The organism is Streptomyces sp. NBC_01591 (genome assembly GCF_035918155.1).
In the GTDB taxonomy this organism is placed as follows: Bacteria; Actinomycetota; Actinomycetes; order Streptomycetales; family Streptomycetaceae; genus Streptomyces.
Genome location: NZ_CP109327.1, coordinates 4,925,565 through 4,947,915, shown reverse-complemented (window position 1 = coordinate 4,947,915; position 22,351 = coordinate 4,925,565). Strand labels below are relative to the sequence as shown.

Below are 22,351 nucleotides of genomic sequence, written 5' to 3'. Positions count from 1 at the left end.
ATTCGATTGAACATACTGCACTCCACTCATGCGGTACGTCCTCTTACGGTAGGTACCTCCGCGTGGCACGTGAAATGTCGATCGGGCCCCGGTTATGCTCCCCGCGCATGAGCATGGGGCCTTCCGGACAAAGCGCTGGTCGCGGCATCGAAGTGCGGCATCTGCGCGCCTTCCTCGCCGTGGCCGACGAGGGCAACGTCACCCGCGCCGCCGCCCGGCTCCGCCTCACCCAGCCCGCGGTCTCCCGCACCCTCGCCGCCCTGGAGCAGTACCTCGGCATCCGGCTCGTCGACCGGTCCACCCACCATCTCGTCCTCACCCCCGAAGGCGTCGCCTTCCGGGACAAGGCCGCCGCCGCGGTCGCCGCCTTCGACGAGGCGCTCGACCCCGGCGGGCGGCGCCGCCGGCCGCTGCGGCTCGGGCACGCCTGGTCGGCGTTCGGCCCGTACACCACACCGCTGCTGCGCCGCTGGCAGGAGCTGTACCCGCAGACCCCGCTCGAACTGCTGCGGATCGACGACCGCACCGCCGGGCTCACCCGCGGCGAGGTCGACGCAGCGCTGCTGCGGGGGCCCGTGGAGGCACCCGGCCTCGTCACCGAGGTGCTGTTCGAGGAGGACCGGGTGGCGGCGGTGGCGGCGGACGGGGCGCTCGCGGGCCGTGCCACGCTCCGCCTCGCCGATCTGGCGGGCGAGACCGTCGTCCTCAACACCGTCTCGGGCACCACCACCGTCGATCTGTGGCCGCCGGGCGGGCGGCCCGCCGCGATCCTCACTGTCGCCAACACCGACGACTGGCTGACCGCCATCGCGGCGGGGCGCGGCGTCGGAGTCTCCGCCGCGTCCACCGCCGACATGCATCCGCACTCCGGCGTCGCCTACCGGCCGCTCGTCAACGCCCCGTCCGTACCCGTACTCCTCGCCCGGCGGGATGTCCCGGGGCATCCGGCACTGCCGAAGCTGGTCGCGCTGGCGCGCGAGGTGGTGGGGCGGGACGGCGGCGGCAGCTGAGGCGGGGTGGCTCGTCGAGAATGCGGACGCGCTCGAACCGCTTGCCGAGCGCGGACCGATCGCGCCGTCCGGCGCACCATGGGTCGTCGAGGTCCCGGTCGACCCTGCCGGAGCAAGTGGGAGCGCCATCCTTATCAGCTCGCGGAGCGCGGCCGCATCCTGGTGCCGAACTCAGCCGAGGGCGCGTGAGCGGGCACGGCGAGCCTCGCCGACCGCGTGGCGCGATCACCGGCCCCGTACCGTCCGTGCGCCTGGGCCTACACCTCGCCTTGCTCCAACTCGCATGCAGCATCATCTGCTTGAGACGACTCAGAACTTCATTCTGAAACGATCAGTAAGGCGTGTCCGTTAAATGCGAGCCCAGACCAGCACTGCGGCGAGGACTGCGGCTGAGCGGTAGACGATCGCGAGCTTGCCGAACCTCGTGGCCAGGCCCCGCCACTGCTTGAGCAGGGCGAAGGACCGCTCGACCACGTTGCGGTTCTTGTAGGCCACCGGATCGAACTTCGACGGACGCCCGCCTGCTGAACCGCGGCGGCGACGGTGCTCCTGCTGGTCACGCCGTTCAGGGATGACCGTGGTGATCCCGCGGGCCTTGAGCGCCGCTCGGATCGCGCGGGAGGAGTAGGCCTTGTCCCCGAGCAGCATGGTCGGGGTCGTGCGCGGGCGGCCTGCTCCGGTCCTGCGGACTCGCAGGTCGCCCAGCAACGGCAGGGACTGGCCGTCGTGCGCCTGCCCGGGCGTCACGACGACGGCCAGCGGTCGGCCCTGACCGTCCACGGCGTGGTGGATCTTCGTGGTCAGCCCGCCGCGGGAACGGCCGATCGCGTGCCCGGCGGGCTCTCGGTGGGCGTCGAGGCCCTGCCCTCGGGCTGCGGCCCGGCACTTCTCGGGGCGGCGGGTGTTGGTGGCGTGCTGGTGGGCCCGGGTGACGGTGGAGTCCACCGCCACCCGCCAGTCGATCAGCCCATCGTCGTCCGCGCGGGCGAGCAGGACGCCGAGCACGCGGTCCCAGGTCCCGTCGGCGGCCCAGCGGCGGTGGCGGGCCCACACGGTCTTCCAGGATCCGAACCTGGCTGGGAGGTCTCGCCAAGGAATACCGGTGCGGTACCGGTAGACGATCGCCTCCACAATGCGGCGGTGATCGGCCCACGGCCTGCCACGACGACCGGTACTGGAGGGCAGCAGAGGTCGGATGCGGTCCCACTGCCGGTCGGTCAGCCGGGCGTGACGAGGCATCAGGATCAGACCGCAGAGGTGCTGCGCACGCGGCCGGCAGCCCGGCCGGGCTCAGTCGATCGTCTTGATCACCCGGGCGGGCACTCCCGCGACCACGGTGCCGGCAGGAACATCACGAGTGACCACCGCACCGGCAGCGACCACCGCACCGGCACCGATGGTCACCCCCTGCGTGATCACGGCAGCCGTCCCGATCCAGACGTCGTCCTCGATGACGATCGGGGCGAAGGAGAGGTACTCGCGGCGCTCGGCCAGGGGCAGCGGATGGCCTCCGGTGATGAGGCTAACCTTTGGGGCGATCATGACGCCGTTGCCGATACGGATGCCTCCCTTGTCCATGAAGGTGCATCCCTGGTTGACGAAGACGTTCTCCCCGAACGTCGTGTTGAGCCCGTACTCGGTAAAGAACGGCGGGTAGATCATCACCGACTCCGGCAGCGGGCCACCGAACACAACAGAAAGTAGTTCCGCGCGACCTTCGCTGTCGCTGAACGGAAGCACGTTCAGTCGAGACGTCGCATCGGTCACCTCCACGATCCGCTCCGCATGACGCGCGAACTCAGGCGTCTGGACATACATGACCTGCTCTGTGCGGGTAGACATGCGCTTATCCCACCACCGCGCAGAACACTCGATCAAACAACCCTGCACCACACCAGACACAACCAATGGTTGTGAAAGTAGGGTGGAAGCGTGGATGTTGAAGCGCTGCGGACGTTCGTGGCCGTCGCCGAGACCGGCCAGTTCCAGGCTGCTGCCGACAAGCTGGGGATCAGCCAGCAGGCGGTCTCCAAGCGGATCGCGGCCCTGGAGAGGCACATCGAGGTCACGCTCCTGGTGCGGACCTCCCGAGGCTCCCGGCTGAGCCTGGACGGGCAGGTCTTCCTGCCGCACGCCAAGAAGGTCCTGGCGGCCATCGAGCAGGCCGAGCAGGCCGTGCGCCCCGGCAGCCGTCCCTTGCGCGTCGATGTCCTCAATCGGCGCATCTCCCCGGCCCAGGCCGTCTACCGGTTCTACCGCTCCCACCCCGAGACGGACCTGGACGCGGTCACGCTGAGCAAGGAGAACGCCGCCCAGGCCGCCCAGGCGGTGCTCGAAGGGACCGTCGACGCGTCTTTCCGTGCCCTGCCGGCAGACCAGGTCCCGGCCGGGATCAGCGCCGAACGACTCCTGGACGCACCCCTGGAGCTCCTGGTCGGACCCGGCCACCCGCTGGCTGACGCGCCCTGGGTCAGCCCTGCGGACCTGACTGGCCACCGCATCTGGATCCCCGGGATCAGGCCGGGCACGGAGTGGGCGGCGTTCTACCAGGCGCTGTCCAAGGCCTTCGGCCTGAGCATCGACGCGCTCGGCCCCAACTTCGGTGACGAGGCCCTGATGGACGCGCTGTCCGACTCGGCCTCGCTGGCCACCCTCGTCGGCAGCGGGGACCGGTACCTGTGGCTCCAGACCCACGACCTACGGCGCATCCCGTTGCACGACCCGACCCCGGTCTACCCGCACGTGCTGCTGTTCCGCAGCGGAGACCAACACCCCGTGCTGACCGCGCTACGCGACCATCTGCGCACTGCAGGCCCGCGAACCCTGCACGACGTGTGGGCGCCGGACTGGGTAGACCGCTGACCAGACGACCGAATTGACAGACACGCCCCAGTCATACTTGCTGGCCGTGACGGGTCGGGGAGGGTGGGGAGGTTTTCCCAACCCCCTTCATTTACCTACCGGTTGTACGACATCGCTCGAATCCCGACGTCTGGATCCCGGCCCCCGAAGCCCGAAGCTCAAGACCCGGACCCGGGCCTCTCCTCGTACCCACGAAAGAGTGAACAAGCCCTCCCCGAAGCTCGGAACCCGGCTCCCGAAGCTCGGGCTCCGGCCGCCCCGCGCCTCAGCCGCAGGAAGTACCCGATTCCGGCGGCAGGCCCTCCGCCAACAGTTCCGCCAGATGCCGTGCCCGTACGCCGGCCAGTTGTTCCAGCTGGGTCCGGCAGGAGAAGCCGTCCGCCAGGAAGGCCGTCCCCGGTTCCGACGCCCGCACCGCGGGCAGCAGGCTCTCCTCCGCGCAGGCCGCCGATACGTCCCAGTGGCCGCGTTCGAAGCCGAAGTTTCCGGCCAGGCCGCAGCAGCCGCCGCTCAACTCGCCGGTCAGTCCGGCCCGGTCGCGCAGTCGGCGGTCCGCCGCGTCGCCCAGGACCGCGTGCTGGTGGCAGTGCGTCTGGCCGGTGACCGGGCGGTCCAGGCGGGGTGGCCGCCAATCGGGGGCGTACTCCTCCAGGTACTGGGCCAGTGTTCTTACCGACGCGGCCAGTTCGGCGGACCTCGGGTCGTCGTGGAGGAGTTCGGGCAGGTCCGTGCGGAGGGTGGCGGCGCAGCTCGGTTCGAGGACGACCAGGGGGGCGCCGAGTGTGCCGCCCAGCCGGTCCAGGGTGCGGCGCATGACCTTGCGGGCCTTGTCCAGCTGGCCCGTCGATACGTAGGTGAGGCCGCAGCACAGCCCTCGGCCGGCGGGGATCGCGTGGCGGCCCGCCGCCTCCAGGACCCGTACCGCCGCCCGGCCCACCTCGGGCGAGAGATGTTCGGTGAAGGTGTCGGGCCAGACCATGGCCACCTCGTCGTTCGAGAAGATGAACGTGCCCTTGCCCCAGCGCCGGTTGAGCCACCGGGTGAACGTCTCCCGCGCCAGGACCGGAATGCCACGCTCCGGTGCGACGCCCGCCAGCCGCTTGGCGAGGGCGGCGAGGAAGCGCACCCGGGCCAGCGCGTTCAGCGGGCCCGCGAAGGGGGACGCGAGGCGCAGCCACACCGGCAGCCGGCCCATCGTGTAGTGGGAGGCCGGGCGCAGCCGCCGCCTGTAGTGGTGGTGCAGGAACTCCGCCTTGTACGTGGCCATGTCGACGCCCACCGGGCAGTCGCTGCGGCAGCCCTTGCAGGACAGGCAGAGGTCGAGTGCGTCGCGCACCTCCTCGGACCGCCAGCCGTCCGTGATCACCTCGCCCGCGAGCATCTCGTGCAGCAGCCGGGCCCGGCCGCGGGTGGAGTGGGCCTCCTCGCCGGTCGCCCGGAACGACGGGCACATCACGCCCGAGCCCGCCGGCTGTGCCGTACGGCATTTGGCGACGCCCACGCATCGGCGTACCGCGGCCGAGAAGTCGCCGCCGTCGTGCGGATAGCCGAAAGCGACGTCCACCGGGCGTTTCGGCAGCACCTCGAAGCGGAGGTTCTCGTCGAGCCGGGCGGGGCGGGCGAGGATGCCGGGGTTCATGCCGCCGTACGGGTCCCAGATGTCCTTGAAGCGGGAGAAGAGTGCGACCAGTTCGTCCCCGTACATGCGCGGGAGCAGTTCGGCGCGGGCCTGGCCGTCGCCGTGTTCGCCGCTCAGTGATCCGCCGTGTGCGACGACCAGGTCCGCGAGCTCCTCGGAGAAGCGGCGGAAGCGGGCCACACCCTCCGTGCTGAGCAGGTCGAAGTCGATCCGGACGTGGATGCAGCCGTCGCCGAAGTGGCCGTACGGAGTGCCGCGCAGCCCGTGTGCGGTGAGCAGGGCGCGGAAGTCGCGGAGGTACGGGCCGAGGCGGGCGGGCGGTACGGCGCAGTCCTCCCAGCCGGGCCAGGCCTCGGTGCCGTCCGGCATCCGGGTGGCGGTGCCCGCCGCGTCCTCGCGGATGCGCCACAGGGCGCGTTGTGCCGCCGGGTCGGTGACGACCGCGCCGTCCAGGGCGTCGGCCGCCCGGAGGACGCGCTCGGCGTGCGCCCGCGCCTCGGCCGGGGTGGTGCCGCCCGTCTCGACGAAGAGCCAGGCGCCGCCGCGCGGCAGCCCGGCCGGTTCCCGTACGAGATCGGCGGCCATGCCCTCGACGGTGAGCGGGTGGTGCGGGAGGAGGCCGGGGGCGGCCTCGGCGGCCGCGGCCTCATCGGCGTAGCCGAGTACGGCCAGCGCGCGGGCGGCCGGTGCCTCGACCAGTCGTACGGTCGCCTCCGTCACCACACCGAGCGTGCCCTCGCTGCCGCAGAAGGCGCGGGCGAGGTCGGTCCCACGCTCGGGCAGGAGGGCGTCCAGCGCGTATCCGGAGATGCGGCGCGGGAGTTCGGGGAATCCGGTGCGCAGCAGGGCGAGGTTCGTGCGGATGAGTTCGGGGAGCCCGGTCAGGGAATCCGGGACCGTTCCCCGGCCCAGTCGCAGGGTGTCGCCGCCGTAGCGGGTCACGGTCAGGGCGTGCGTGTTGTCGGCCGTGGTGCCCCAGGCGACCGAGTGCGCACCGCAGGAGTTGTTGCCGATCATGCCGCCCAGCGTGCAGCGGCTGTGCGTGGACGGGTCGGGGCCGAAGGTGAGGCCGTGCGGGGCGGCGGCGGCGCGCAGGTCGTCCAGGATCACGCCCGGCTGGACGACCGCGGTACGGGAGCCGGGGTCCAGTTCGACGATCCTGTTCAGGTGGCGGGTGAGATCGAGCACAACGCCGGTGCCGGTGGCCTGCCCCGCGATGGAGGTGCCGCCGCCGCGCGGCACCACGGGCACCTCGTGCGCGCGGCAGACCGCGAGTGCGGCGGCCACGTCGTCGGCGTCGCGCGGGAGGACGACGCCGAGCGGTACGCGGCGGTAGTTGGAGGCGTCCATCGTCGTCAACGCCCGTGCGGTGGCACCGAAGTCGGCCTCTCCGCGGACCGCGGTGCGCAGGGCCCGTGCGAGTTCGGCGCGTTCCGTCGGATTCTGTCGTGCGGCCATGGGGCCCAGGATGCCGTTGATCGGGCCACTCGGCCCCTCCGGCGCCGCCCGTTTCCCCTGAATACGTCAATACGTCGGAATACGTCGGACGCGTAGTCACATACGTAACAGAGAACGCCACAAGATCTTCCCAAAGAGAGCGTCAATTCTCATATAGTGACCGAGACTTACCTTGGAATGGTCAGCTCCAGTTGCCGCATTCAGCCCGGCAGTTCCGAACTGTCCCGATCTGAACCGTTCGACCCGCCCGACCTGTCCCACCTGTCCGTTCCGTCCGTCCGCACCCGTCCGCCCCAAGGACTCCCATTGAGCCCCTCATCCCGGCCGACCGCAGTGGCCCTGCTGATATCGCTGGCCGTCACCGGATCCCTGTGTCTGTGGGCGGTCGTCGCCGCCCCCGACTCGGTACGGACCACGCTGGCCTGGGGGGCGGGTGCCGCCGCCGTGCTGCTGTCCGCCGCCGTGGCCGTCGCCGTCCAGGCCCGTGCCAACGCGAACCGTCTGCGCGCCCGGCTCGCCTCGGAGACCCAGCGGTTCACCGGCGAGATCAGCCGCCTCGTGTCCAACTCCGCGGCCGAGGGTCAGCGGTTCACCGCCGAGACCGCCCGGATCAAGGCCGCCGCGGCGGCCGAGACGGCGCGGCTCAGGTCCGCGGCCGAGGCCGAGACCTCGCGGATCACCGCGCAGGCCGTCGCCGAGACCGAACGGCTCACCGCCGAGACCGAGCGGCTCACCGCCCGCGCGACCCGCAGCGAGACCGAGCGCTCCGCCGCGGTCGCCGCCTGCGCCAACGCCGCGGGCCGGATGCAGGCCCTGGCCACCAGCATGCTCGCCGACCTGCGCGAGATGGAGCACCGGCACGCCGCCGAGGAGGTGCTCGGCGATCTGCTCCACCTGGACCACCGCACCGCCCAGGCGGGCCGGCTCGCCGACTCCATCGCCGTGCTGACCGGTGCCCGCTCCGGGCGGCGCTGGGCGAAGCCGATCGTGATGGAGTCGATCCTGCGCGGCGCCATGGGCCGGATCAGCGGCTACCAGCGGGTGCGGCTCCACTCGACCAGCGATGTCGCGGTCGCCGGCCACGCCGCCGAGGGCGTCATGCACGCGCTCGCCGAGCTCCTCGACAACGCCGCCAACTTCTCGCCGCCCACGGCGGAGGTCCATGTGTACGTCGAGGAGGTGCCGGCCGGCATCGTCCTGACCGTCGAGGACAGCGGCCTGGTCATGAGCGATGTGCAGTTGCGCCGCGCCGAGCGCGCGGTGTCGGCCACCCACCAGGACCTGACGGGTCTCTCCGGCACCCGCCTCGGCCTCGCCGTCGTCGGCCGGCTGGCCCGCAAGCACGGCCTGACCGTCTCGTTCCGGCCCTCCGCGCGCGGTGGCACGGGCGCCCTGATGATGCTCCCGCAGGAGCTCCTCACCCGGACCCCCGTAACGGCCCCGGAACCGCTGTCCCGGCCGGTGCCCGAGCCGGAGCCCACGCACGGCACCGCACCGGCGGGCACGACGGCGACGGCCACAGCGTCGGCCACGGCCTTGGCCGACGCGCAGCACCCGCAGCACGCACCGGCCGCCACCGAGCCGGCGGACTTCCCGGCGGACCTCTCCGTGGACTCCCCCGCGTCCGAGACCACCGGCAACCTCCCCCGGTTCGGCGAGAGCGGGCTGCCCAAGCGCGCCCGCGGCCGTACCCTCGCCGCCGCCGAGGCCCGCGCCAACACCGACGGCGCCGCGGCCCCCCGGCCCCGCACCTCCGACCCCAAGGAACAAGCAGCCCGCTTCAGCAGCTTCCGACAGGCTGTTCGGGCCAACTCCCCGCACCCGGAAGAAGGCAACACCCGATGACCGCCACCACCGACGAGAAGCTCAACTGGCTGCTGGAGGGGCTCCTGGAGCGCACCCCCGGCACTCGTCATGCCCTCGTCCTGTCCAGGGACGGCCTCAAGCTGTGCCGCACCCCCGAGCTCTCCGTCGACCAGGCAGACCAGCTGGCCGCGATCTCGGCCGGTATCCAGAGCCTGTCGCACGGCGCGTCCGTCGAGTTCGGTGACGGCACCGGCGGCGTACGGTCCGCAATGGCCGAGTTCTACGGCGGCGTGCTGTTCATCGTCGAGGCGGGCGCGGGCGCCCATCTCGCGGTCGTCGCCTCCGAGGACTCCGACGTCGGCCTCATCGGCCACAACATGAGCGAACTCGTCGAGCAGCTCGGCGAGCACCTCAGCGCCCCGCCGCGCTCCCCGGCGGCCTCCGAGGTCACCGCCGACGACGTGAACGCGGCCGTATGACCCGCCCCCGCCGCCCCGGCCGGGACGACGATCCGGACCGGCTGTACACCCTCACCGGGGGCCGCAGCCGGTCCGACTCGGACGCGTTCGACCTGGTGACGCTGGTGGTCTCCGAGTGCGAGCCGAGCCCCGGCATGCAGTCGGAGCACGCCACGATCCTGCGGATGTGCCAACGGCCCACCGCAGTCGTGGAGATCGCGGCGGCCCTCGGGCTGCCCGTCAGCATCGTGCGGATCATGCTGTCCGATCTGCTGGACACCGGACGGATCAGCGCCCGTCACCCCCGTACTGCCCGTGTCGCGGACCGGCTCCCCGACCCCGAGATCCTGGAACAGGTGCTCGTTGGACTCCGCAACCTCTGACCGTGCCGCCCTGCAGGCGACGGCCGACAACGGACTGAAGATCGTCGTCGTCGGCGGCTTCGGGGTCGGCAAGACCACCATGGTCCGCTCCGTCAGCGAGATCCGTCCGCTGAACACGGAAGAGACCATGACCCGCGCGGGTGAGGCCGTCGACCACCTCGACGGTGTGCATTCGAAGACGTCCACGACCGTCGCCTTCGACTTCGGCCGGATCTCGCTCGACGAGCGCTCCGTGCTGTACCTCTTCGGCGCCCCCGGCCAGGAACGCTTCTGGTTCCTGTGGGACCGGCTGTTCTCCGGAACGCTCGGGGCCGTCGTGCTCGTCGACACCCGCAGGCTCGCCGACTCCTGGTACGCGATCGACCGGCTGGAGCACCACGGCACGCCGTTCATCGTGGCGTGCAACGACTTCGGCGGCCCGCTCCACACCGAGCAGCAGATACGCGAGGCGCTCGCCCTCTCGGACGACGTGCCCCTGGTGGAGTGCGACGCCCGGGACCGTTCGTCCAGCAAGTACGTACTGATCACGCTGGTCGAATACCTCCACACCCTCTCGCAGGGCGGGGCCGCCGCCCCGTCCGACGCCGCCCGTCCGGAGCCCGCGCCGGAGAAGACCCCGGAGCCCACCCCGTGACCCAGCCCCCGGCGCCGCCCTCCGGCTGCCCCGTCTCCCAGGGCCGCGTGCCGCTCTCCGGCCCCCGGTTCCAGACCGATCCGACCGGGCTCTACCGGGACATGCGCCGCGACCACGGGGCCGTGGCACCGGTCGTGCTCGACGGCGACGTCCCCGCCTGGCTCGTGATCGGCTACCGCGAACTGCACCAGGTCACCGGCGACCCGGTGCTGTTCAGCCGCGACTCCGACCTGTGGAACCAGTGGGACCGCATCCCCGACGACTGGCCGCTGCTGCCGATGATCGGCCGCAAGCAGCCGTCGATCCTGTACACGGTCGGCCCCCGGCACACCGAGCGCGCCGCGATGATCAGCAACGCGCTGGAGGCCGTCGACCCGTTCACGCTGAAGCGGTACGCGGAGGAGTTCGCCGACGGTCTCATCGACCGGTTCTGCGCCACCGGAAGCACCGAGATCATCGCCGAGTACACGATGCTGCTGCCCGCCCTCGTCCTGGCGAAGATCTACGGCTTCAGCGACACCATCGGCCACGCGCTCGTCGGCTCGCTCAACGACATGATCGACGGCCGGGAGCGGGCGCTGACCGGCCAGCAGCACCTCGCCTCGTCCATGTTCCAGCTGCTGGCCGACAAGCACGCCGCGCCCGGCGACGACGTCACCTCGCGGATGCTCGCCGACCGCGGCCACTTCACCGACGAGGAGGTCGCGCAGGACCTGATGGTCATGATGGCCGCGGGCCACCAGCCGACCGCCGACTGGATCGGCAACTCGCTGCGGTTGATGCTCACCGACGACCGGTTCGCCGCCTCCCTCTCGGGCGGCCGGCACAGCGTCGCCGAGGCCATGAACGAGGTCCTGTGGGAGGACACGCCGTCGCAGAACATCGCGGGACGCTGGGCCTCGCGCGACACCCGCCTCGGCGGCCGCCACATCCAGGCGGGCGACCTGCTGGTGCTGGGCATCGCCGCCGCCAACGCGGACCCGCAGGTCCGCACCGACGGCTCCGCGATGACCGGCGGCAACAACGCCTTCCTCTCCTTCGGCCACGGCGAGCACCGCTGCCCGTTCACGGCCCAGGAGACCGCCGAGGTCATCGCCCGTACCGGCATCGAGGTACTGCTCGACCGGCTCCCGGACATCGACCTCGCCGTCCCCGCCGAACAGCTCACCCGGCGCCCGTCCCCGTGGCTGCGGGGCCTGACCGGCCTGCCGTTGACCTTCACGCCCACCCTCGCACTGGGACCCGCCACGGAAACCGACACCGGAGGCCAGAGATGACCCGGATCGTCCTCGACCCCTTCGTCACCGACCTCGACGGCGAGAGCGCCCGGCTGCGTGCCGCGGGCCCGCTCGCCGAGGTGGAACTGCCGGGCGGGGTGCACTGCTACGCGGTCACCCACCACGCCGAGGCGCGGCAGCTGCTCACCGACAGCCGGATCGTGAAGGACATCAACGTCTGGAACGCCTGGCAGCGCGGCGAGATACCGATGGACTGGCCGCTGATCGGCCTCGCCAACCCGGGCCGCTCCATGCTCACGGTCGACGGCGCGGACCACCGCCGGCTGCGCACCCTGGTCGCCCAGGCGCTGACCGTGAAGCGGGTGGAGCGGCTGCGGGCCGGCATCGAGGCGCTGACCACGGCGAGCCTGGACCGGCTGGCCGCGCTGCCGAAGGACGAGCGGGTCGACCTGAAGACGGAGTTCGCCTACCCGCTGCCGATGAACGTGATCAGCGAGCTGATGGGTGTGGACAGCGCGGACCACCCGCGGCTGAAGGAGCTGTTCGAGAAGTTCTTCTCGACGCAGACGCCGCCGGAGGAGGTCCCGCAGATGATGGCGGACCTCGGCGAGCTCTTCACGAAGATCGTCGACGGCAAGCGGGAGAACCCGGGCGACGACCTCACCAGTGCCCTGATCGCGGCCTCCGAGAACGGTGACCAGCTCACCGACGAGGAGATCGTCAACACCCTCCAGCTGATCATCGCGGCCGGTCACGAGACCACGATCAGCCTGATCGTGAACGCGGTCGTCGCGCTCCAGACGCACCCCGAGCAGCGCAAGCAGGTGCTGAACGGCGAGGTGCCGTGGGAGAACGTGATCGAGGAGACCCTGCGCTGGAACACCCCCACGTCGCACGTCCTGATCCGGTTCGCCACCGAGGACGTCGAGGTCGGCGACAAGGTCCTGCCCAAGGGCGAAGGGCTGATCATCTCCTTCGGCGCGCTCGGCCGCGACGAGGCGCAGCACGGTCCGACGGCCGGTGACTTCGACATCACCCGCTCCCCCAACCGCCACATCGCGTTCGGCCACGGCCCGCACATCTGCCCGGGTGCGGCGCTCTCCCGGCTGGAGGCGGGCGTGGCACTGCCCGCGCTGTACGAGCGGTTCCCGGAGCTGGAACTCGCCGTACCCGCGTCCGAGCTGCGGAACAAGCCGATCGTCACCCAGAACGACCTGCACGACCTGCCGGTGGATCTGGGCTGACCGGCACTCCCCGTACGCCGTCCACGGACCGGAGCGGGCGTCTCATCCGACGGACACGGTGCTCGACCGTGTCCGTGAGGCACTACGCTCCGGTTCGTGGCCGATATCCAGATTCCCGCTGACATCAAGCCCGCCGACGGACGCTTCGGCGCCGGTCCTTCCAAGGTGCGGACGGAGGCGCTCGACGCGCTGGCCGCCACCGGTACGTCTCTTCTCGGTACGTCCCACCGCCAGGCCCCGGTCAAGAACCTGGTCGGCGCGGTGCGTCAGGGCGTGCGCGACCTCTTCTCCCTCCCCGAGGGCTACGAGGTGATCCTGGGCAACGGCGGCTCCACCGCCTTCTGGGACATCGCGACGCACGGACTGATCGAGACGAAGTCCCAGCACCTCAACTTCGGCGAGTTCTCGTCGAAGTTCGCGAAGGCCGCCAAGCTCGCCCCGTGGCTCGCCGACCCGACCGTGATCGCCTCCGACCCGGGCACCCACCCGGACCCGCGGGCCGAGGCGGGCGTCGACGTGTACGCCTTCACGCACAACGAGACCTCGACCGGTGTCGCCGCGCCCGTGAAGCGCGTCGCGGGTGCCGACGAGGGCTCCCTGGTCCTGGTGGACGCCACCTCCGGCGCGGGCGGCCTGCCGGTCGACATCACCGAGTCGGACGTCTACTACTTCGCCCCGCAGAAGTCCTTCGCCTCCGACGGCGGCCTGTGGATCGGCGTCTTCTCCCCGGCGGCCCTGGAGCGCGCCGCGCGCGTCCACGCCTCGGGCCGGCACATCCCGGAGTTCTTCTCGCTGCCGACGGCGATCGACAACTCCCTGAAGAACCAGACGTACAACACCCCGGCCCTGGCCACGCTCTTCCTCCTGAACGAGCAGCTGACCTGGATGAACACCCAGGGCGGCCTGGACTTCACCACCGGCCGCACGGCCGCCTCGGCGCAGAACCTGTACGGCTGGGCCGAGGAGTCGAAGTACGCGACCCCGTTCGTCACCGACCCGGCGAAGCGCTCGCAGGTCATCGGCACGATCGACTTCGCGGACGAGATCGACGCCGCCGCCGTCGCCAAGGTGCTGCGCGCCAACGGCATCGTCGACACCGAGCCGTACCGCAAGCTGGGCCGCAACCAGCTGCGCGTGGCGATGTTCCCGGCGATCGACCCGTCGGACATCCAGGCGCTGACCGCCTGCATCGACTACGTGATCGAGAAGCTGTAACGGCGTAGTACCCGTACGAGGAAGGGCCCCGCGCCGGTGCGCGGGGCCCTTCCTCGTTCACTCGGTCGGGTGGCGGAACGGCTTTCGGGCGCTGGTGGCCGGATCGGCCTACGATGATGACCTCGACATCACCCCTTCAGGAGGCCCGCAATGTCTGCAGCAGCAGTCGAGCACCCCTGTGACGGTGAGCCGGAATCGCTGCTCGACACGGCCAACAGCCTCATGGAGCAGCACCCGGGTTACCGCGTCGAGATCATCGGAGGCGTCATCACAGTGGCCCCATCCCCGGACGCCCCGCACGCCCGAGTGTTGACCAAGGTCATGCGCCCGTTCATCGCAGCCGGTCTCGATGACGGCGAGGCAGAGGTCCTTCAAGGGATCGGCGTGTGGCTCCCCGGCGGCCCGGCCGACTACGCCATCCCCGACCTGGCGGTCGTCGACGCCGATCTCGACGAGCATCTGGTCGAGAACAACTGCTACGACCCCGCCGTCTTCCGCCTCGTCCTGGAGGTCACCTCCAGCAACTACAACAACGACCTGCGCAACAAGGTCGCTGCCTACTCCGAGGCCAAGATCCCGGTGTACGTGATCATCGACCGCAGGCACGGCCGGGTGCATGTCCTGACCGAGCCCATGGGCGGCGGTTACGACAGCCACCAGGTCTACGCCCCCGGGCAGACCGTCACCCTCCCCGAGTCGATCGGCGCCCCGGTGACCCTCGACGTCGACAAGCTCGTCCAGGCCGGCCGCCCCCGCGCCTGATCACCCGCCCGCCGCCACCAGCACCTCCCGGAGGCGGGCTATGCCCGGGGCCCACTCCTTGTCCCCCGCCTCGTCCCACAGCTCGCGCAGCTCCGAGTTCTCGCCCAGCACCGCGTCGAGGGCCTTCACCGCGAGGGGGCGCAGGTCCGTCGCGAGGACGGGCAGCGGCTTGTCGGGGCCGTACGCGGTGGTCACCGGCTCGCCACCCGGACACTGAGAGGCGACCAGCGCGGCCGACGCGACGGCGATCACGGCTTCGTCGCTGTCCAGGTAATCCGTGGGGGCGATCGCCGCCTCCAGGGCCTTGCGAATCACCGCTTCCCGCCCGGCCTCCGGCGTGTCGTCGATCTTCCCGGAGAAGTCCGCAGCGGTGTCGTTGTCGAAATGGCCGGTGTCCCACGTACCCATGAGGTTCCCTCCACAAGTGCTGTCCGTACGTGGGCCACTCTCGCATCCACCACTGACAACGGCCGTGCGCTGCCAGCGCCGTTCGCCGTCGCACCACTCCTCCGTCGGCACCAGTCCCGCCGCGCCGGCCACCGCGGCGGAGGCGTCGTGGTCCGGATGGATGTGGGCGAGGACGGTACGCACCGCCCCCGGCCCCGACGCCAGCAGGTGCGCCACCAGCCCCGCCGCGGCCTCCTTCGCGTACCCGCGCCCCTGCCACCGCGTCCCGACCACCCAGGCGATCTCCGCCTCCGCGCCCGGCACGTCCACCGTCGCCTGGACGTATCCGGCCAGGCGGCCATCGTCGCGTACCCGCAGCACCCAGTTCCACCACCGCACCCCGGGGTCCGGCGAACCGGCAGTCTGGCGTCGGTAGCGGGCCCGCAGCCCGTCGGCGGTCTCCGGGGCGCCTCCGGTGTACGTGTGCAGGACCGGGTCGCCGAGCACCGCCACCATCTCGTCCGCGTGCGCGACCCTCAGCGGCAGCGCGTCCAGCCGCGCGGTGCCGAACGGCTCTGGATCGAGGATCATTCCCTCAGTTCCCCTTCCGGCGTCGCCCCATGAGCACGAGGAAACCGATCCCGGCGAGGACGAGCACCCCGGTCAGGGTAGTCCCCTTCACGTCCCCGGCGCCCCCGCTCCCCGCTCCGGCGGACGAGGCCGACGAGTCGCCGCCCCGGGACGGCGACTGCCCGCCGCCGCCCTCGCCGCCGTCCACGTCCACCCGCTCCACGTCGCTCTGCTCCCCCTCCGAGCCGAACATCAGCGCCGAGCCGTCCGCCGTGTACGTCACGGACTCCGCCTGCCGCTGGATCGGTGCCCGGACCGCGTGGTCGGCGCCGAGCCTGCCGTTCTCGAAGACGTAGCCGCGGGCGCTGAAGTACGAGCGCAGCACCAGTTCCTTGCCGTCGGGTGAGAACGCCCCGTCCGTCACCCACGGCACCTCGCCCACCCGCCGGAAGACATTGGCGGCGCCGGTGGTCAGCTTCGCCGGGCCCTCGTACAGCCCGCCGCCGTCCTCGTTCTTCGACGCGATGTAGACACGCCCGGTCGTGGGGTGGACCATCAGCGCCTCGGCGTTGCGCGGGCCGTCCGCGTACTTCACGTTGAACTGGGTGGCGTCGACCGTCGCGTCCTTCAGCTGCTTCGGCTCCGGGAAGCGGTAGATCCAGACGTGGTCCCAGCTGCCGTTCAGGTTGTCGCCGATGTCACCGACGTACAGATTGCCGTCGGGTCCCAGCGAGATGGCCTCCACGTCGCGGGGTTCGCCCACCCCCTTCATGGTGATGGTCGCGACGGTCTTCCCGGTCCGGGAGTCGACGGCGTAGACGTACGGCCCGTCGTCGCTGTCGTTGTGCGTCCAGTAGATGCCGGGGTGGGCGCGGCTGGCGGCGAGGCCGCTGGACTCGGTGATCCGGGGGTCCTCGATCGTGAAGCCACGGTCGGCTCCGTCGTCGGCCACGGCCGGAGCCGCCCCGGTGAGGAGGAGCAGCGCGGCGGCTCCGGACACAGTCAGGTACGAACGCATGGCACAAGTGTCCATCGTCACGTCGCAGGTGGCAGGAGTGATCCGCGATGATGACGCCATGCGGTTCACGTTTGTCGGCGATTCCATGACCATCGGCTGCGCCGGCGACTTCACCTGGCGCTACCGGATGTGGCAGCACCTCACCTCCACCCTCGGCACTCCGTTCGCGATCGTCGGGCCGCGCAGCGAGCTGTACGACACGGCGGCGGGTGCCCCGGTCGGTCACGAGTACGGCGCGCCGGACTTCCCCGCCGAGGCCCGCGCCCACCTGGCCGGCTGGGGCGAGGGCTGGCTGCACATGGCCCCGGTGATCGCCGACACGGTGGCCGGACACCGCACGGACGTGCTGCTCGTCTCGCTCGGCCTGATAGACCTCGGGTTCTACACGGACAGCGGTCAGACCGCCCTGAACGCAAGGGCGTTCATCGCGGCGGCGCGCACCGCGAACCCGCACGTCAAGATGGTCCTCATGCCCGTGATACCGAACATCCGGGCCGAGTCGGACGCCCCGTTCGCCGCCGAGTGCGACCGCTTCAACGAGCTGCTGGCGAAGGCCGTCGCCGACCTCGACGACCCGATGTCCCCGGTCCTGCTGGCCTCCCGCCCTCCGGGGTACGACATCCACGAGGACACGTACGACGGAACGCACCCCGGGCCCACCGGCGAGCACGCGCTGGCGGGCGCGTTCGCCGACGCGATGCATCAGGCGTGGGGGCTGGGCGGCCCGTACACACCCCGGCCGTGAGCGGACGCGAAAGGGACTGACATGACAGGGACGGCCACCCGGCACCTCTATCTCGTCCGGCACGGTGAGGCGGCGCCGGAGGACGACGACGACGGCACGCTGACGGAGGCCGGCCGCCGCCAGGCGCAGCTGCTCGGCAGGCGGCTCCGCGAGCACCCGATCTCGGTGGTGCGCCACGGCCCGCTGCCCCGCGCCGCCCAGACCGCGCAGCTGATCGGCGAACAGCTCGGTGACGTCCCCGTCGTGGTCACGGAGACCGCCGACGACTACGTTCCGCACTTCCCGGACCGGGCCGATCTGCCGGCCGCCGGCGCCGACCGCTATCTGCGGTTCCTCGAACCGTGTACCGCCGAAGAGCGGGTGCGGGGACCGGAGTTGGCGCGTCGCGCTCTGAAGGAGTTCACCGGTCCGCCTGCGGGCGACGAGGACGTCCATGAACTGGTCGTCACGCACAGCTTCCTGGTGTCGTGGCTGGTGCGGGACGCCATGGCCGCACCGGAGTGGCGCTGGCTCGGCCTCAACCACGGCAATGCCGCGCTGACGGTGATCCGCTACGGCCCGGACCGCCCGGCGTCGATCCTGGTCTCCAACGACATGCGGCATCTGCCCGACGAACTGTGCTGGACGGGTTTCCCGCCCGACCTCCGGCTCTGAGCCCGGGGCGGCTCACCGCTCCGAAGAAGGCCGGGCCCTCACATGCATCCGCTCGCCCTGCTGCCCGAACAGGCTGAGGAATTCGACCGGATCGGGCCCGGCACTGGCCCACGCGTGCGGCGTACGCGTGTCGAACTCGGCGACCTCACCGGCCGTGAGCACCAGATCGTGTTCCCCCAGCAGCAGCCGCAACCGCCCCGCCAGCACGTACAGCCACTCGTATCCCTCGTGCACCCGCTGCTCCAGCGGCCCCGTGGACCCGCGGCCGCCGGGCAGGATCTGCTTGTACGCATGCAGCCCGCCGAGATGCCGGGTGAGCGGTACGAACGTCATGCCGTCGCGGGTGAAGGGGCGGAAGTGGATGCGCGGGTCGCCGGTGGCCGGGGCGCCGACCAGTTCGTCCAGCTGGACCCCGTACGCCTTGGCCAGCGGCAGCAGCAGTTCGAGCGTGGGCTTACGACCGCCCGACTCCAGGCGCGACAGCGTGCTGAGGGAGATCCCGGTCGTCTCGCTGAGCTGCGCCAGGGTCGTGCCGCGTTCCTGGCGCAGGGCCCGCAGGCGCGGGCCGACGCCTGTCAGAACGGTCGTGATCTCGTCGTCCGGTCGTTCCGCGTGCTCCGCGCCGTCTTCCATGTCCCCATCATGTCCCCACTATTTGCCGTCCCGGCAACCGGGCGCGTCAGGACGACAGGATCATGGAAAGCGAGAGCCGGGTCAGCTCGTCGGTCAGCCACTCCGCGTCGACCTGGCGGGGCCGGCGGCCGTGGTGGGCCATGAGTTCGTCCACCGCGTGATTCAGCACCGTGACGGTCACCGTGTGGTCCCTCGCCACCGCCTCGCCCCGGCGCACGGCGCGCTCGGCCTCGGACGTCAGGAACTCGATCCACATCGCCCGCCAGGTCGCGAGGTGGTTGTCCACCTCCCGGCTCACCCCGAGCACCTCGACGAAGGCCACCCGGGCCGCGCACTTGTCCTCGGTGACCGCCTGCACATAGGCCTCGAAGAGCAGCCGGACCCGCTCCGTCGTCGAGCAGTCCTCCATGCCCTCCGCCATCAGGGCGTTCTCGGCCGCGCGCAGCCCGTGGGTCGCCACCTCGTCGTACAGCGCCATCAACAGCACCTCCCGGGAGAGGAACTCCTGCTGGAAAACGTGGGTGGGCACCTTCGCCCGGGCGCACAGCTCCTCGACACCCGTGTGCGCGTACCCGTAGGCGCCGAACAACTCGCGCCCTGCCCGCAGGAGTCGGTCCCGTGCTCCCAGGAGCTCCATGGGCTGCCCGACCGCCCCGCTCCGCCGGCTCGCCACGACACCCGTCATCGGTCCTCCTTCGTCGTCCGTACCGCTGCCCCCCACTCTCCCCGCTCCGCCCCGCCGGTGGTGGCTCCGCCACGCACTCCGGCCCGCGCAGGGTGGTACCTCGGCCAAGTCCGATTACCCATCGAACCGTTGCTGGTATGAGGCCCTTCGCGGCCCCGCGTCCGCCCACGTGGGTACCCCACGGCAACGTGACACCTCGCACCCCATGTGTCACGTCGACAGCCACCCTCACCTCCGGAACTCCCGAAGAAACAGCCGTCGGGGGGGCGCGAAACCTGCCCTTCCACGCCCCTGCGCGGGCGCCCCCGCACCCGAACCAGGCGCGCACAACAGGGGTTTCGGCCGCGCCTCCTCCCGCCCGTCACGCTGCCGCCGGCAGGTTTCGCCGGCGCCTTCCCAACTGGGCCCCGGGGCCCCGCGGATCTACGATTTCCCCTGGCGGAAGGGGGTCCACGTGGACCGGAACATACGCACGGTCGACGACGTACTGAGGCTCATGGACAGCCTGTTCGCACGGGATGCCGACCGGTGGACGGCCGACGCGGGTTCCTGGTGGGACGGCTTCTACGCGGACCGGGAGAAGCCCGTGCCGTTCTTCGTGGCGAAGCCGGACGAGAACCTGGCCTCGTACGCCGACCGTGGCCTGATCGCCCCGGGCCGCGCCCTGGAGCTCGGCTGCGGGCCGGGCCGCAACGCCATCCATCTGGCCTCCCTGGGCTTCGAGGTCGACGCGGTGGACCTGTCCCCGTCGGCCCTCGCCTGGGCCGAGGACCGCGCCCGCGAGGCCGGGGCCGACATCCGGTTCCACCACGGCGACATCTTCGCCCTCACGACGGCGGAGCTGTCCGGCCCGTACGACCTCGTCTACGACTCCGGCTGCTTCCACCACCTGCCGCCGCACCGCCGCGTCAGCTACCTCGCCCTGCTCGACGGCGTCCTCGCCCCCGGCGGCAGCTTCGCCCTCACCTGCTTCGCCTCCGGCGAGGGCGGCATGGGCTCCGAACTCCCCGACGCGGCCTTCTACGACCGGGGCGGGCTGCAGGGCGGCCTCGCCTACACACCGGAGTCGTTGCGCCGGATCTTCTCGGACCTGACCGAAATCGAGCTCCGCCGAATGCACGACGAACCGTCCGACTCCCCGCTCTTCGGTGAACCCTTCCTCTGGACGGCCCTGTTCAGCCGGAACGCCGAGAAGGACGCCTGACCGCCTGAACGCGGGCGGCAGGAGCCGCCGTTCAGGAAGCCGCGGCGCCGCTCCGGCCCTCTCCGCCGTCCAGCGCCGGGGCGATCACGGCGAAGGCCCGGTCCAGCAACGCGACGGGATCCTCGGTGCCGTCGCTGACACTCCATCGCTGCAGCACGGCGTCGAAGGCGGTCAGCGCCATCCCGGCGGCCAGCTGCGGGTACAGATCGGTGTCGGGTCCGAGCCCCGTCCGGCGCGCCAGCTCCGCCGTCAGATCGTCGCGCCACTGCGCCTGACGCTCCATGAAGCGTGCCCGCAGGGCGGGCGTACGCAGGATCAGCTGGACCACGCGCAGCGCCCGCTCGGAGTGGTCGGGGTGGGCGCAGGCGGCGAGGGAGACCGAGACGGCCCGCAGCAGCGACACCGAGGGCTGCTCCTCGACCGGGCGGGCCGCCAGCTCTTCGCGCATACCGGCGCCCATGTCGGCCAGGAACTGGACGACCACGTCCTCCTTGGACGCGAAGTACCGGAAGAACGTCCGCTTGGACACACCGGCGGCGGTCACGATCTCGTCGATGGTGACCGCGTCGAACCCCTTCGACGCCAGCAGTTGCAGCGCCGCTTCGGTCAGCTCGCCCGAGACGAGACGACGCTTGCGCTGGGCCATGGTCACTGTCACTTCAGGGCGGGAACTCACCCCCCAATGGTAACCCCATGCCCTTCACGACACCAAGACACTTTCTTGACACCGAGTGCCACTAGGGGCAACGTGTGTCACATGACACGGCAACAGCAGTGGGCCACCGAGCAGATCCCGGACCAGACCGGCCGGGTGTTCGTCGTCACCGGAGCCAACAGCGGCCTGGGCCTGGCGACCACCCGGGCGCTCGCCCTCCGGGGCGGACACGTGATCCTCGCCGTACGCGACGAGGAGAAGGGCCGCCGGGCCGCCGCGGAGATCACCGCCGAGCAGCCGGACGCCGGCCTGGAGGTGCGCCGTCTCGACCTGGCGGACCTCGACTCCGTCCGGGCCTTCGCCGGCCGGCTGCACGCCGACCATCCGCGACTGGACGTGCTCGTCAACAACGCCGGGCTGATGGCACCGCCCCGGTCACTGAGCGCGCAGGGCCATGAACTCCAGTTCGCCTGCAACCACTTGGGCCACTTCGCGCTCACCGGGCTGCTGCTCGACCTGCTGTCCGTCGGGCGCGACCCCCGCGTGGTCACGGTGAGTTCGCCCAATCACCGGCAGGGGCGCCTCTTCTTCGACGACCTGTCCGGTGAGCGGAAGTACTCGCCGATGGGGTTCTACAACCAGTCGAAGTTCGCCAACGCCGCCTTCGGGCACGCACTCCATCTGCGGCTGACCGCGGCCGGCAGCCCGGTGCTCAGCCTGCTCGCCCACCCCGGTTACACCGCCACCAACCTGCAGACGAGCGCGCCGGTCGGCCTGGTGAAGCTGCTGTACGGCCGCGTCCTCGCCCCGCTCGCCCAGACCCCGGCGCGCGGCGCACTGCCGCAGCTGTACGCGGCGGCCCACCCGGACGTGCGGGGCGGCGAGTTCATCGGGCCGGACGGCCTGGCCGAGCTGCGCGGCAAGCCGACCCGGGTACGGCTGTCGTCCGCGGCAGCGGATGCCGAGACCGGCCGCCGTCTGTGGGAGCTGTCGGAACGGCTGACCGACGTACGGTTCACGTTCCCGGCGTCGGTCTAGGAGGCCATCGGTTCCGGGACGCAGCACGGCCGGTGAAGCGTGCGCTTCACCGG

General features: G+C 71.3%; 22 protein-coding genes and 1 pseudogene. 14 read left to right on the top strand and 9 right to left on the bottom strand.

Going from position 1 to position 22,351, the window contains the following annotated elements:
* Positions 1 to 107 precede the first annotated feature (107 nt).
* Positions 108 to 1,010, top strand: coding sequence for a LysR family transcriptional regulator (locus OG978_RS23105; protein ID WP_326767042.1), 903 nt, complete (start codon positions 108 to 110; stop codon positions 1,008 to 1,010).
* A gap of 348 nt (positions 1,011 to 1,358) precedes the next feature.
* On the opposite strand, the gene OG978_RS23100 is transcribed toward OG978_RS23105, so the two are convergent.
* Together OG978_RS23100 and OG978_RS23095 are read right to left on the bottom strand one after the other, a co-directional pair.
* Positions 1,359 to 2,249: an IS5 family transposase gene (locus OG978_RS23100; RefSeq protein WP_326767041.1), complete on the bottom strand. Its 891-nt coding sequence runs from the start codon at positions 2,247 to 2,249 to the stop codon at positions 1,359 to 1,361.
* A gap of 51 nt (positions 2,250 to 2,300) precedes the next feature.
* Positions 2,301 to 2,828: a sugar O-acetyltransferase gene (locus OG978_RS23095; RefSeq protein ID WP_326767040.1), complete on the bottom strand. Its 528-nt coding sequence runs from the start codon at positions 2,826 to 2,828 to the stop codon at positions 2,301 to 2,303.
* Between the two features lie 114 nt (positions 2,829 to 2,942).
* On the opposite strand from OG978_RS23095, the gene OG978_RS23090 reads away from it, so the two are divergent.
* Positions 2,943 to 3,872 (top strand): LysR family transcriptional regulator, encoded by a 930-nt coding sequence (locus OG978_RS23090; protein ID WP_326767039.1) that lies wholly within the window; start codon positions 2,943 to 2,945, stop codon positions 3,870 to 3,872.
* A gap of 265 nt (positions 3,873 to 4,137) precedes the next feature.
* Here the strand turns inward: OG978_RS23090 and OG978_RS23085 are convergent, their stop codons facing one another.
* Positions 4,138 to 6,969, bottom strand: a complete 2,832-nt coding sequence (locus tag OG978_RS23085; protein ID WP_326767038.1) for an FAD-binding and (Fe-S)-binding domain-containing protein — start codon at positions 6,967 to 6,969, stop codon at positions 4,138 to 4,140.
* Positions 6,970 to 7,275: 306 nt separating this feature from the next.
* Here OG978_RS23085 and OG978_RS23080 point away from each other — a divergent pair, with 306 nt between their 5' ends.
* From OG978_RS23080 to OG978_RS23045, 8 genes are all read left to right on the top strand, one after another.
* Positions 7,276 to 8,814, top strand: coding sequence for a sensor histidine kinase (locus OG978_RS23080; protein ID WP_326767037.1), 1,539 nt, complete (start codon positions 7,276 to 7,278; stop codon positions 8,812 to 8,814).
* Positions 8,811 to 9,254, top strand: a complete 444-nt coding sequence (locus OG978_RS23075; protein ID WP_326767036.1) for a roadblock/LC7 domain-containing protein — start codon at positions 8,811 to 8,813, stop codon at positions 9,252 to 9,254. The genes OG978_RS23080 and OG978_RS23075 overlap by 4 nt, the downstream gene beginning before the upstream one ends.
* Entirely contained in the window at positions 9,251 to 9,616 is a 366-nt protein-coding gene (locus OG978_RS23070; RefSeq protein WP_326767035.1) for a DUF742 domain-containing protein, read from the top strand. The genes OG978_RS23075 and OG978_RS23070 overlap by 4 nt, the downstream gene beginning before the upstream one ends.
* Positions 9,597 to 10,250, top strand: coding sequence for a GTP-binding protein (locus OG978_RS23065; RefSeq protein ID WP_326767034.1), 654 nt, complete (start codon positions 9,597 to 9,599; stop codon positions 10,248 to 10,250). Before OG978_RS23070 ends, OG978_RS23065 begins: the two co-directional genes overlap by 20 nt.
* On the top strand, positions 10,247 to 11,527 hold the full coding sequence (locus OG978_RS23060; RefSeq protein ID WP_326767033.1) for a cytochrome P450: 1,281 nt from the start codon (positions 10,247 to 10,249) through the stop codon (positions 11,525 to 11,527). The genes OG978_RS23065 and OG978_RS23060 overlap by 4 nt, the downstream gene beginning before the upstream one ends.
* Positions 11,524 to 12,732: a cytochrome P450 family protein gene (locus OG978_RS23055; RefSeq protein ID WP_326767032.1), complete on the top strand. Its 1,209-nt coding sequence runs from the start codon at positions 11,524 to 11,526 to the stop codon at positions 12,730 to 12,732. Before OG978_RS23060 ends, OG978_RS23055 begins: the two co-directional genes overlap by 4 nt.
* Positions 12,733 to 12,828: 96 nt before the next feature.
* On the top strand, positions 12,829 to 13,947 hold the full coding sequence (gene serC / locus OG978_RS23050) for a phosphoserine transaminase (protein ID WP_326767031.1): 1,119 nt from the start codon (positions 12,829 to 12,831) through the stop codon (positions 13,945 to 13,947).
* 150 nt (positions 13,948 to 14,097) lie between these two features.
* Positions 14,098 to 14,709, top strand: coding sequence for a Uma2 family endonuclease (locus OG978_RS23045; RefSeq protein ID WP_326767030.1), 612 nt, complete (start codon positions 14,098 to 14,100; stop codon positions 14,707 to 14,709).
* Here OG978_RS23045 and OG978_RS23040 read toward each other — a convergent pair whose 3' ends face one another.
* From OG978_RS23040 to OG978_RS23030, 3 genes and pseudogenes are all read right to left on the bottom strand, one after another.
* Positions 14,710 to 15,117, bottom strand: coding sequence for a DUF4259 domain-containing protein (locus OG978_RS23040; protein ID WP_326770126.1), 408 nt, complete (start codon positions 15,115 to 15,117; stop codon positions 14,710 to 14,712).
* A gap of 63 nt (positions 15,118 to 15,180) precedes the next feature.
* Positions 15,181 to 15,687: pseudogene (locus OG978_RS23035) on the bottom strand (GNAT family N-acetyltransferase); the annotation flags it as partial.
* A gap of 4 nt (positions 15,688 to 15,691) precedes the next feature.
* Positions 15,692 to 16,684 (bottom strand): WD40 repeat domain-containing protein, encoded by a 993-nt coding sequence (locus tag OG978_RS23030; RefSeq protein WP_326767029.1) that lies wholly within the window; start codon positions 16,682 to 16,684, stop codon positions 15,692 to 15,694.
* Positions 16,685 to 16,742: 58 nt separating this feature from the next.
* Here OG978_RS23030 and OG978_RS23025 point away from each other — a divergent pair, with 58 nt between their 5' ends.
* Together OG978_RS23025 and OG978_RS23020 are read left to right on the top strand one after the other, a co-directional pair.
* A complete protein-coding gene (locus tag OG978_RS23025) occupies positions 16,743 to 17,429 on the top strand; it encodes a GDSL-type esterase/lipase family protein (protein WP_326767028.1) in 687 nt (228 codons plus the stop codon).
* 21 nt (positions 17,430 to 17,450) lie between these two features.
* Positions 17,451 to 18,083: a histidine phosphatase family protein gene (locus OG978_RS23020; protein WP_326767027.1), complete on the top strand. Its 633-nt coding sequence runs from the start codon at positions 17,451 to 17,453 to the stop codon at positions 18,081 to 18,083.
* Positions 18,084 to 18,095: 12 nt separating this feature from the next.
* Here the strand turns inward: OG978_RS23020 and OG978_RS23015 are convergent, their stop codons facing one another.
* Entirely contained in the window at positions 18,096 to 18,716 is a 621-nt protein-coding gene (locus OG978_RS23015; protein WP_326767026.1) for a helix-turn-helix domain-containing protein, read from the bottom strand.
* A gap of 46 nt (positions 18,717 to 18,762) precedes the next feature.
* On the bottom strand, positions 18,763 to 19,353 hold the full coding sequence (locus tag OG978_RS23010) for a TetR/AcrR family transcriptional regulator (RefSeq protein WP_326770125.1): 591 nt from the start codon (positions 19,351 to 19,353) through the stop codon (positions 18,763 to 18,765).
* Between the two features lie 502 nt (positions 19,354 to 19,855).
* Here OG978_RS23010 and OG978_RS23005 point away from each other — a divergent pair.
* Positions 19,856 to 20,605 carry a class I SAM-dependent methyltransferase gene (locus tag OG978_RS23005; RefSeq protein WP_326767025.1) on the top strand — a complete coding sequence of 250 codons (750 nt, stop codon included), beginning with the start codon at positions 19,856 to 19,858 and terminating at the stop codon, positions 20,603 to 20,605.
* A 31-nt stretch (positions 20,606 to 20,636) separates the two neighbouring features.
* Here the strand turns inward: OG978_RS23005 and OG978_RS23000 are convergent, their stop codons facing one another.
* Positions 20,637 to 21,251 (bottom strand): acyl-CoA-like ligand-binding transcription factor, encoded by a 615-nt coding sequence (locus OG978_RS23000; RefSeq protein WP_326770124.1) that lies wholly within the window; start codon positions 21,249 to 21,251, stop codon positions 20,637 to 20,639.
* 111 nt (positions 21,252 to 21,362) lie between these two features.
* Here OG978_RS23000 and OG978_RS22995 point away from each other — a divergent pair, with 111 nt between their 5' ends.
* The gene (locus OG978_RS22995) at positions 21,363 to 22,298 is read left to right on the top strand and encodes an oxidoreductase (protein WP_326767024.1); all 936 of its coding nucleotides are present in this window, start codon (positions 21,363 to 21,365) and stop codon (positions 22,296 to 22,298) included.
* The last annotated feature ends 53 nt before the right edge of the window (positions 22,299 to 22,351 follow it).

Bases quoted from the DNA above. Each gene is read 5' to 3' on its own strand.
- OG978_RS22995 (WP_326767024.1), top strand. From the start codon at position 21,363: ATGACACGGCAACAGCAGTGGGCCACCGAGCAGATCCCGGACCAGACC.
- OG978_RS23100 (WP_326767041.1), bottom strand. From the start codon at position 2,249: ATGCCTCGTCACGCCCGGCTGACCGACCGGCAGTGGGACCGCATCCGA.
- OG978_RS23055 (WP_326767032.1), top strand. From the start codon at position 11,524: ATGACCCGGATCGTCCTCGACCCCTTCGTCACCGACCTCGACGGCGAG.
- OG978_RS23070 (WP_326767035.1), top strand. From the start codon at position 9,251: ATGACCCGCCCCCGCCGCCCCGGCCGGGACGACGATCCGGACCGGCTG.
- OG978_RS23020 (WP_326767027.1), top strand. From the start codon at position 17,451: ATGACAGGGACGGCCACCCGGCACCTCTATCTCGTCCGGCACGGTGAG.
- OG978_RS23075 (WP_326767036.1), top strand. From the start codon at position 8,811: ATGACCGCCACCACCGACGAGAAGCTCAACTGGCTGCTGGAGGGGCTC.
- OG978_RS23015 (WP_326767026.1), bottom strand. From the start codon at position 18,716: ATGGAAGACGGCGCGGAGCACGCGGAACGACCGGACGACGAGATCACG.
- OG978_RS23085 (WP_326767038.1), bottom strand. From the start codon at position 6,969: ATGGCCGCACGACAGAATCCGACGGAACGCGCCGAACTCGCACGGGCC.
- OG978_RS23040 (WP_326770126.1), bottom strand. From the start codon at position 15,117: ATGGGTACGTGGGACACCGGCCATTTCGACAACGACACCGCTGCGGAC.
- OG978_RS23000 (WP_326770124.1), bottom strand. From the start codon at position 21,251: ATGGCCCAGCGCAAGCGTCGTCTCGTCTCGGGCGAGCTGACCGAAGCG.
- OG978_RS23105 (WP_326767042.1), top strand. From the start codon at position 108: ATGAGCATGGGGCCTTCCGGACAAAGCGCTGGTCGCGGCATCGAAGTG.
- OG978_RS23030 (WP_326767029.1), bottom strand. From the start codon at position 16,684: ATGCGTTCGTACCTGACTGTGTCCGGAGCCGCCGCGCTGCTCCTCCTC.
- OG978_RS23045 (WP_326767030.1), top strand. From the start codon at position 14,098: ATGTCTGCAGCAGCAGTCGAGCACCCCTGTGACGGTGAGCCGGAATCG.
- OG978_RS23010 (WP_326770125.1), bottom strand. From the start codon at position 19,353: ATGGAGCTCCTGGGAGCACGGGACCGACTCCTGCGGGCAGGGCGCGAG.
- OG978_RS23095 (WP_326767040.1), bottom strand. From the start codon at position 2,828: ATGTATGTCCAGACGCCTGAGTTCGCGCGTCATGCGGAGCGGATCGTG.
- OG978_RS23025 (WP_326767028.1), top strand. From the start codon at position 16,743: ATGCGGTTCACGTTTGTCGGCGATTCCATGACCATCGGCTGCGCCGGC.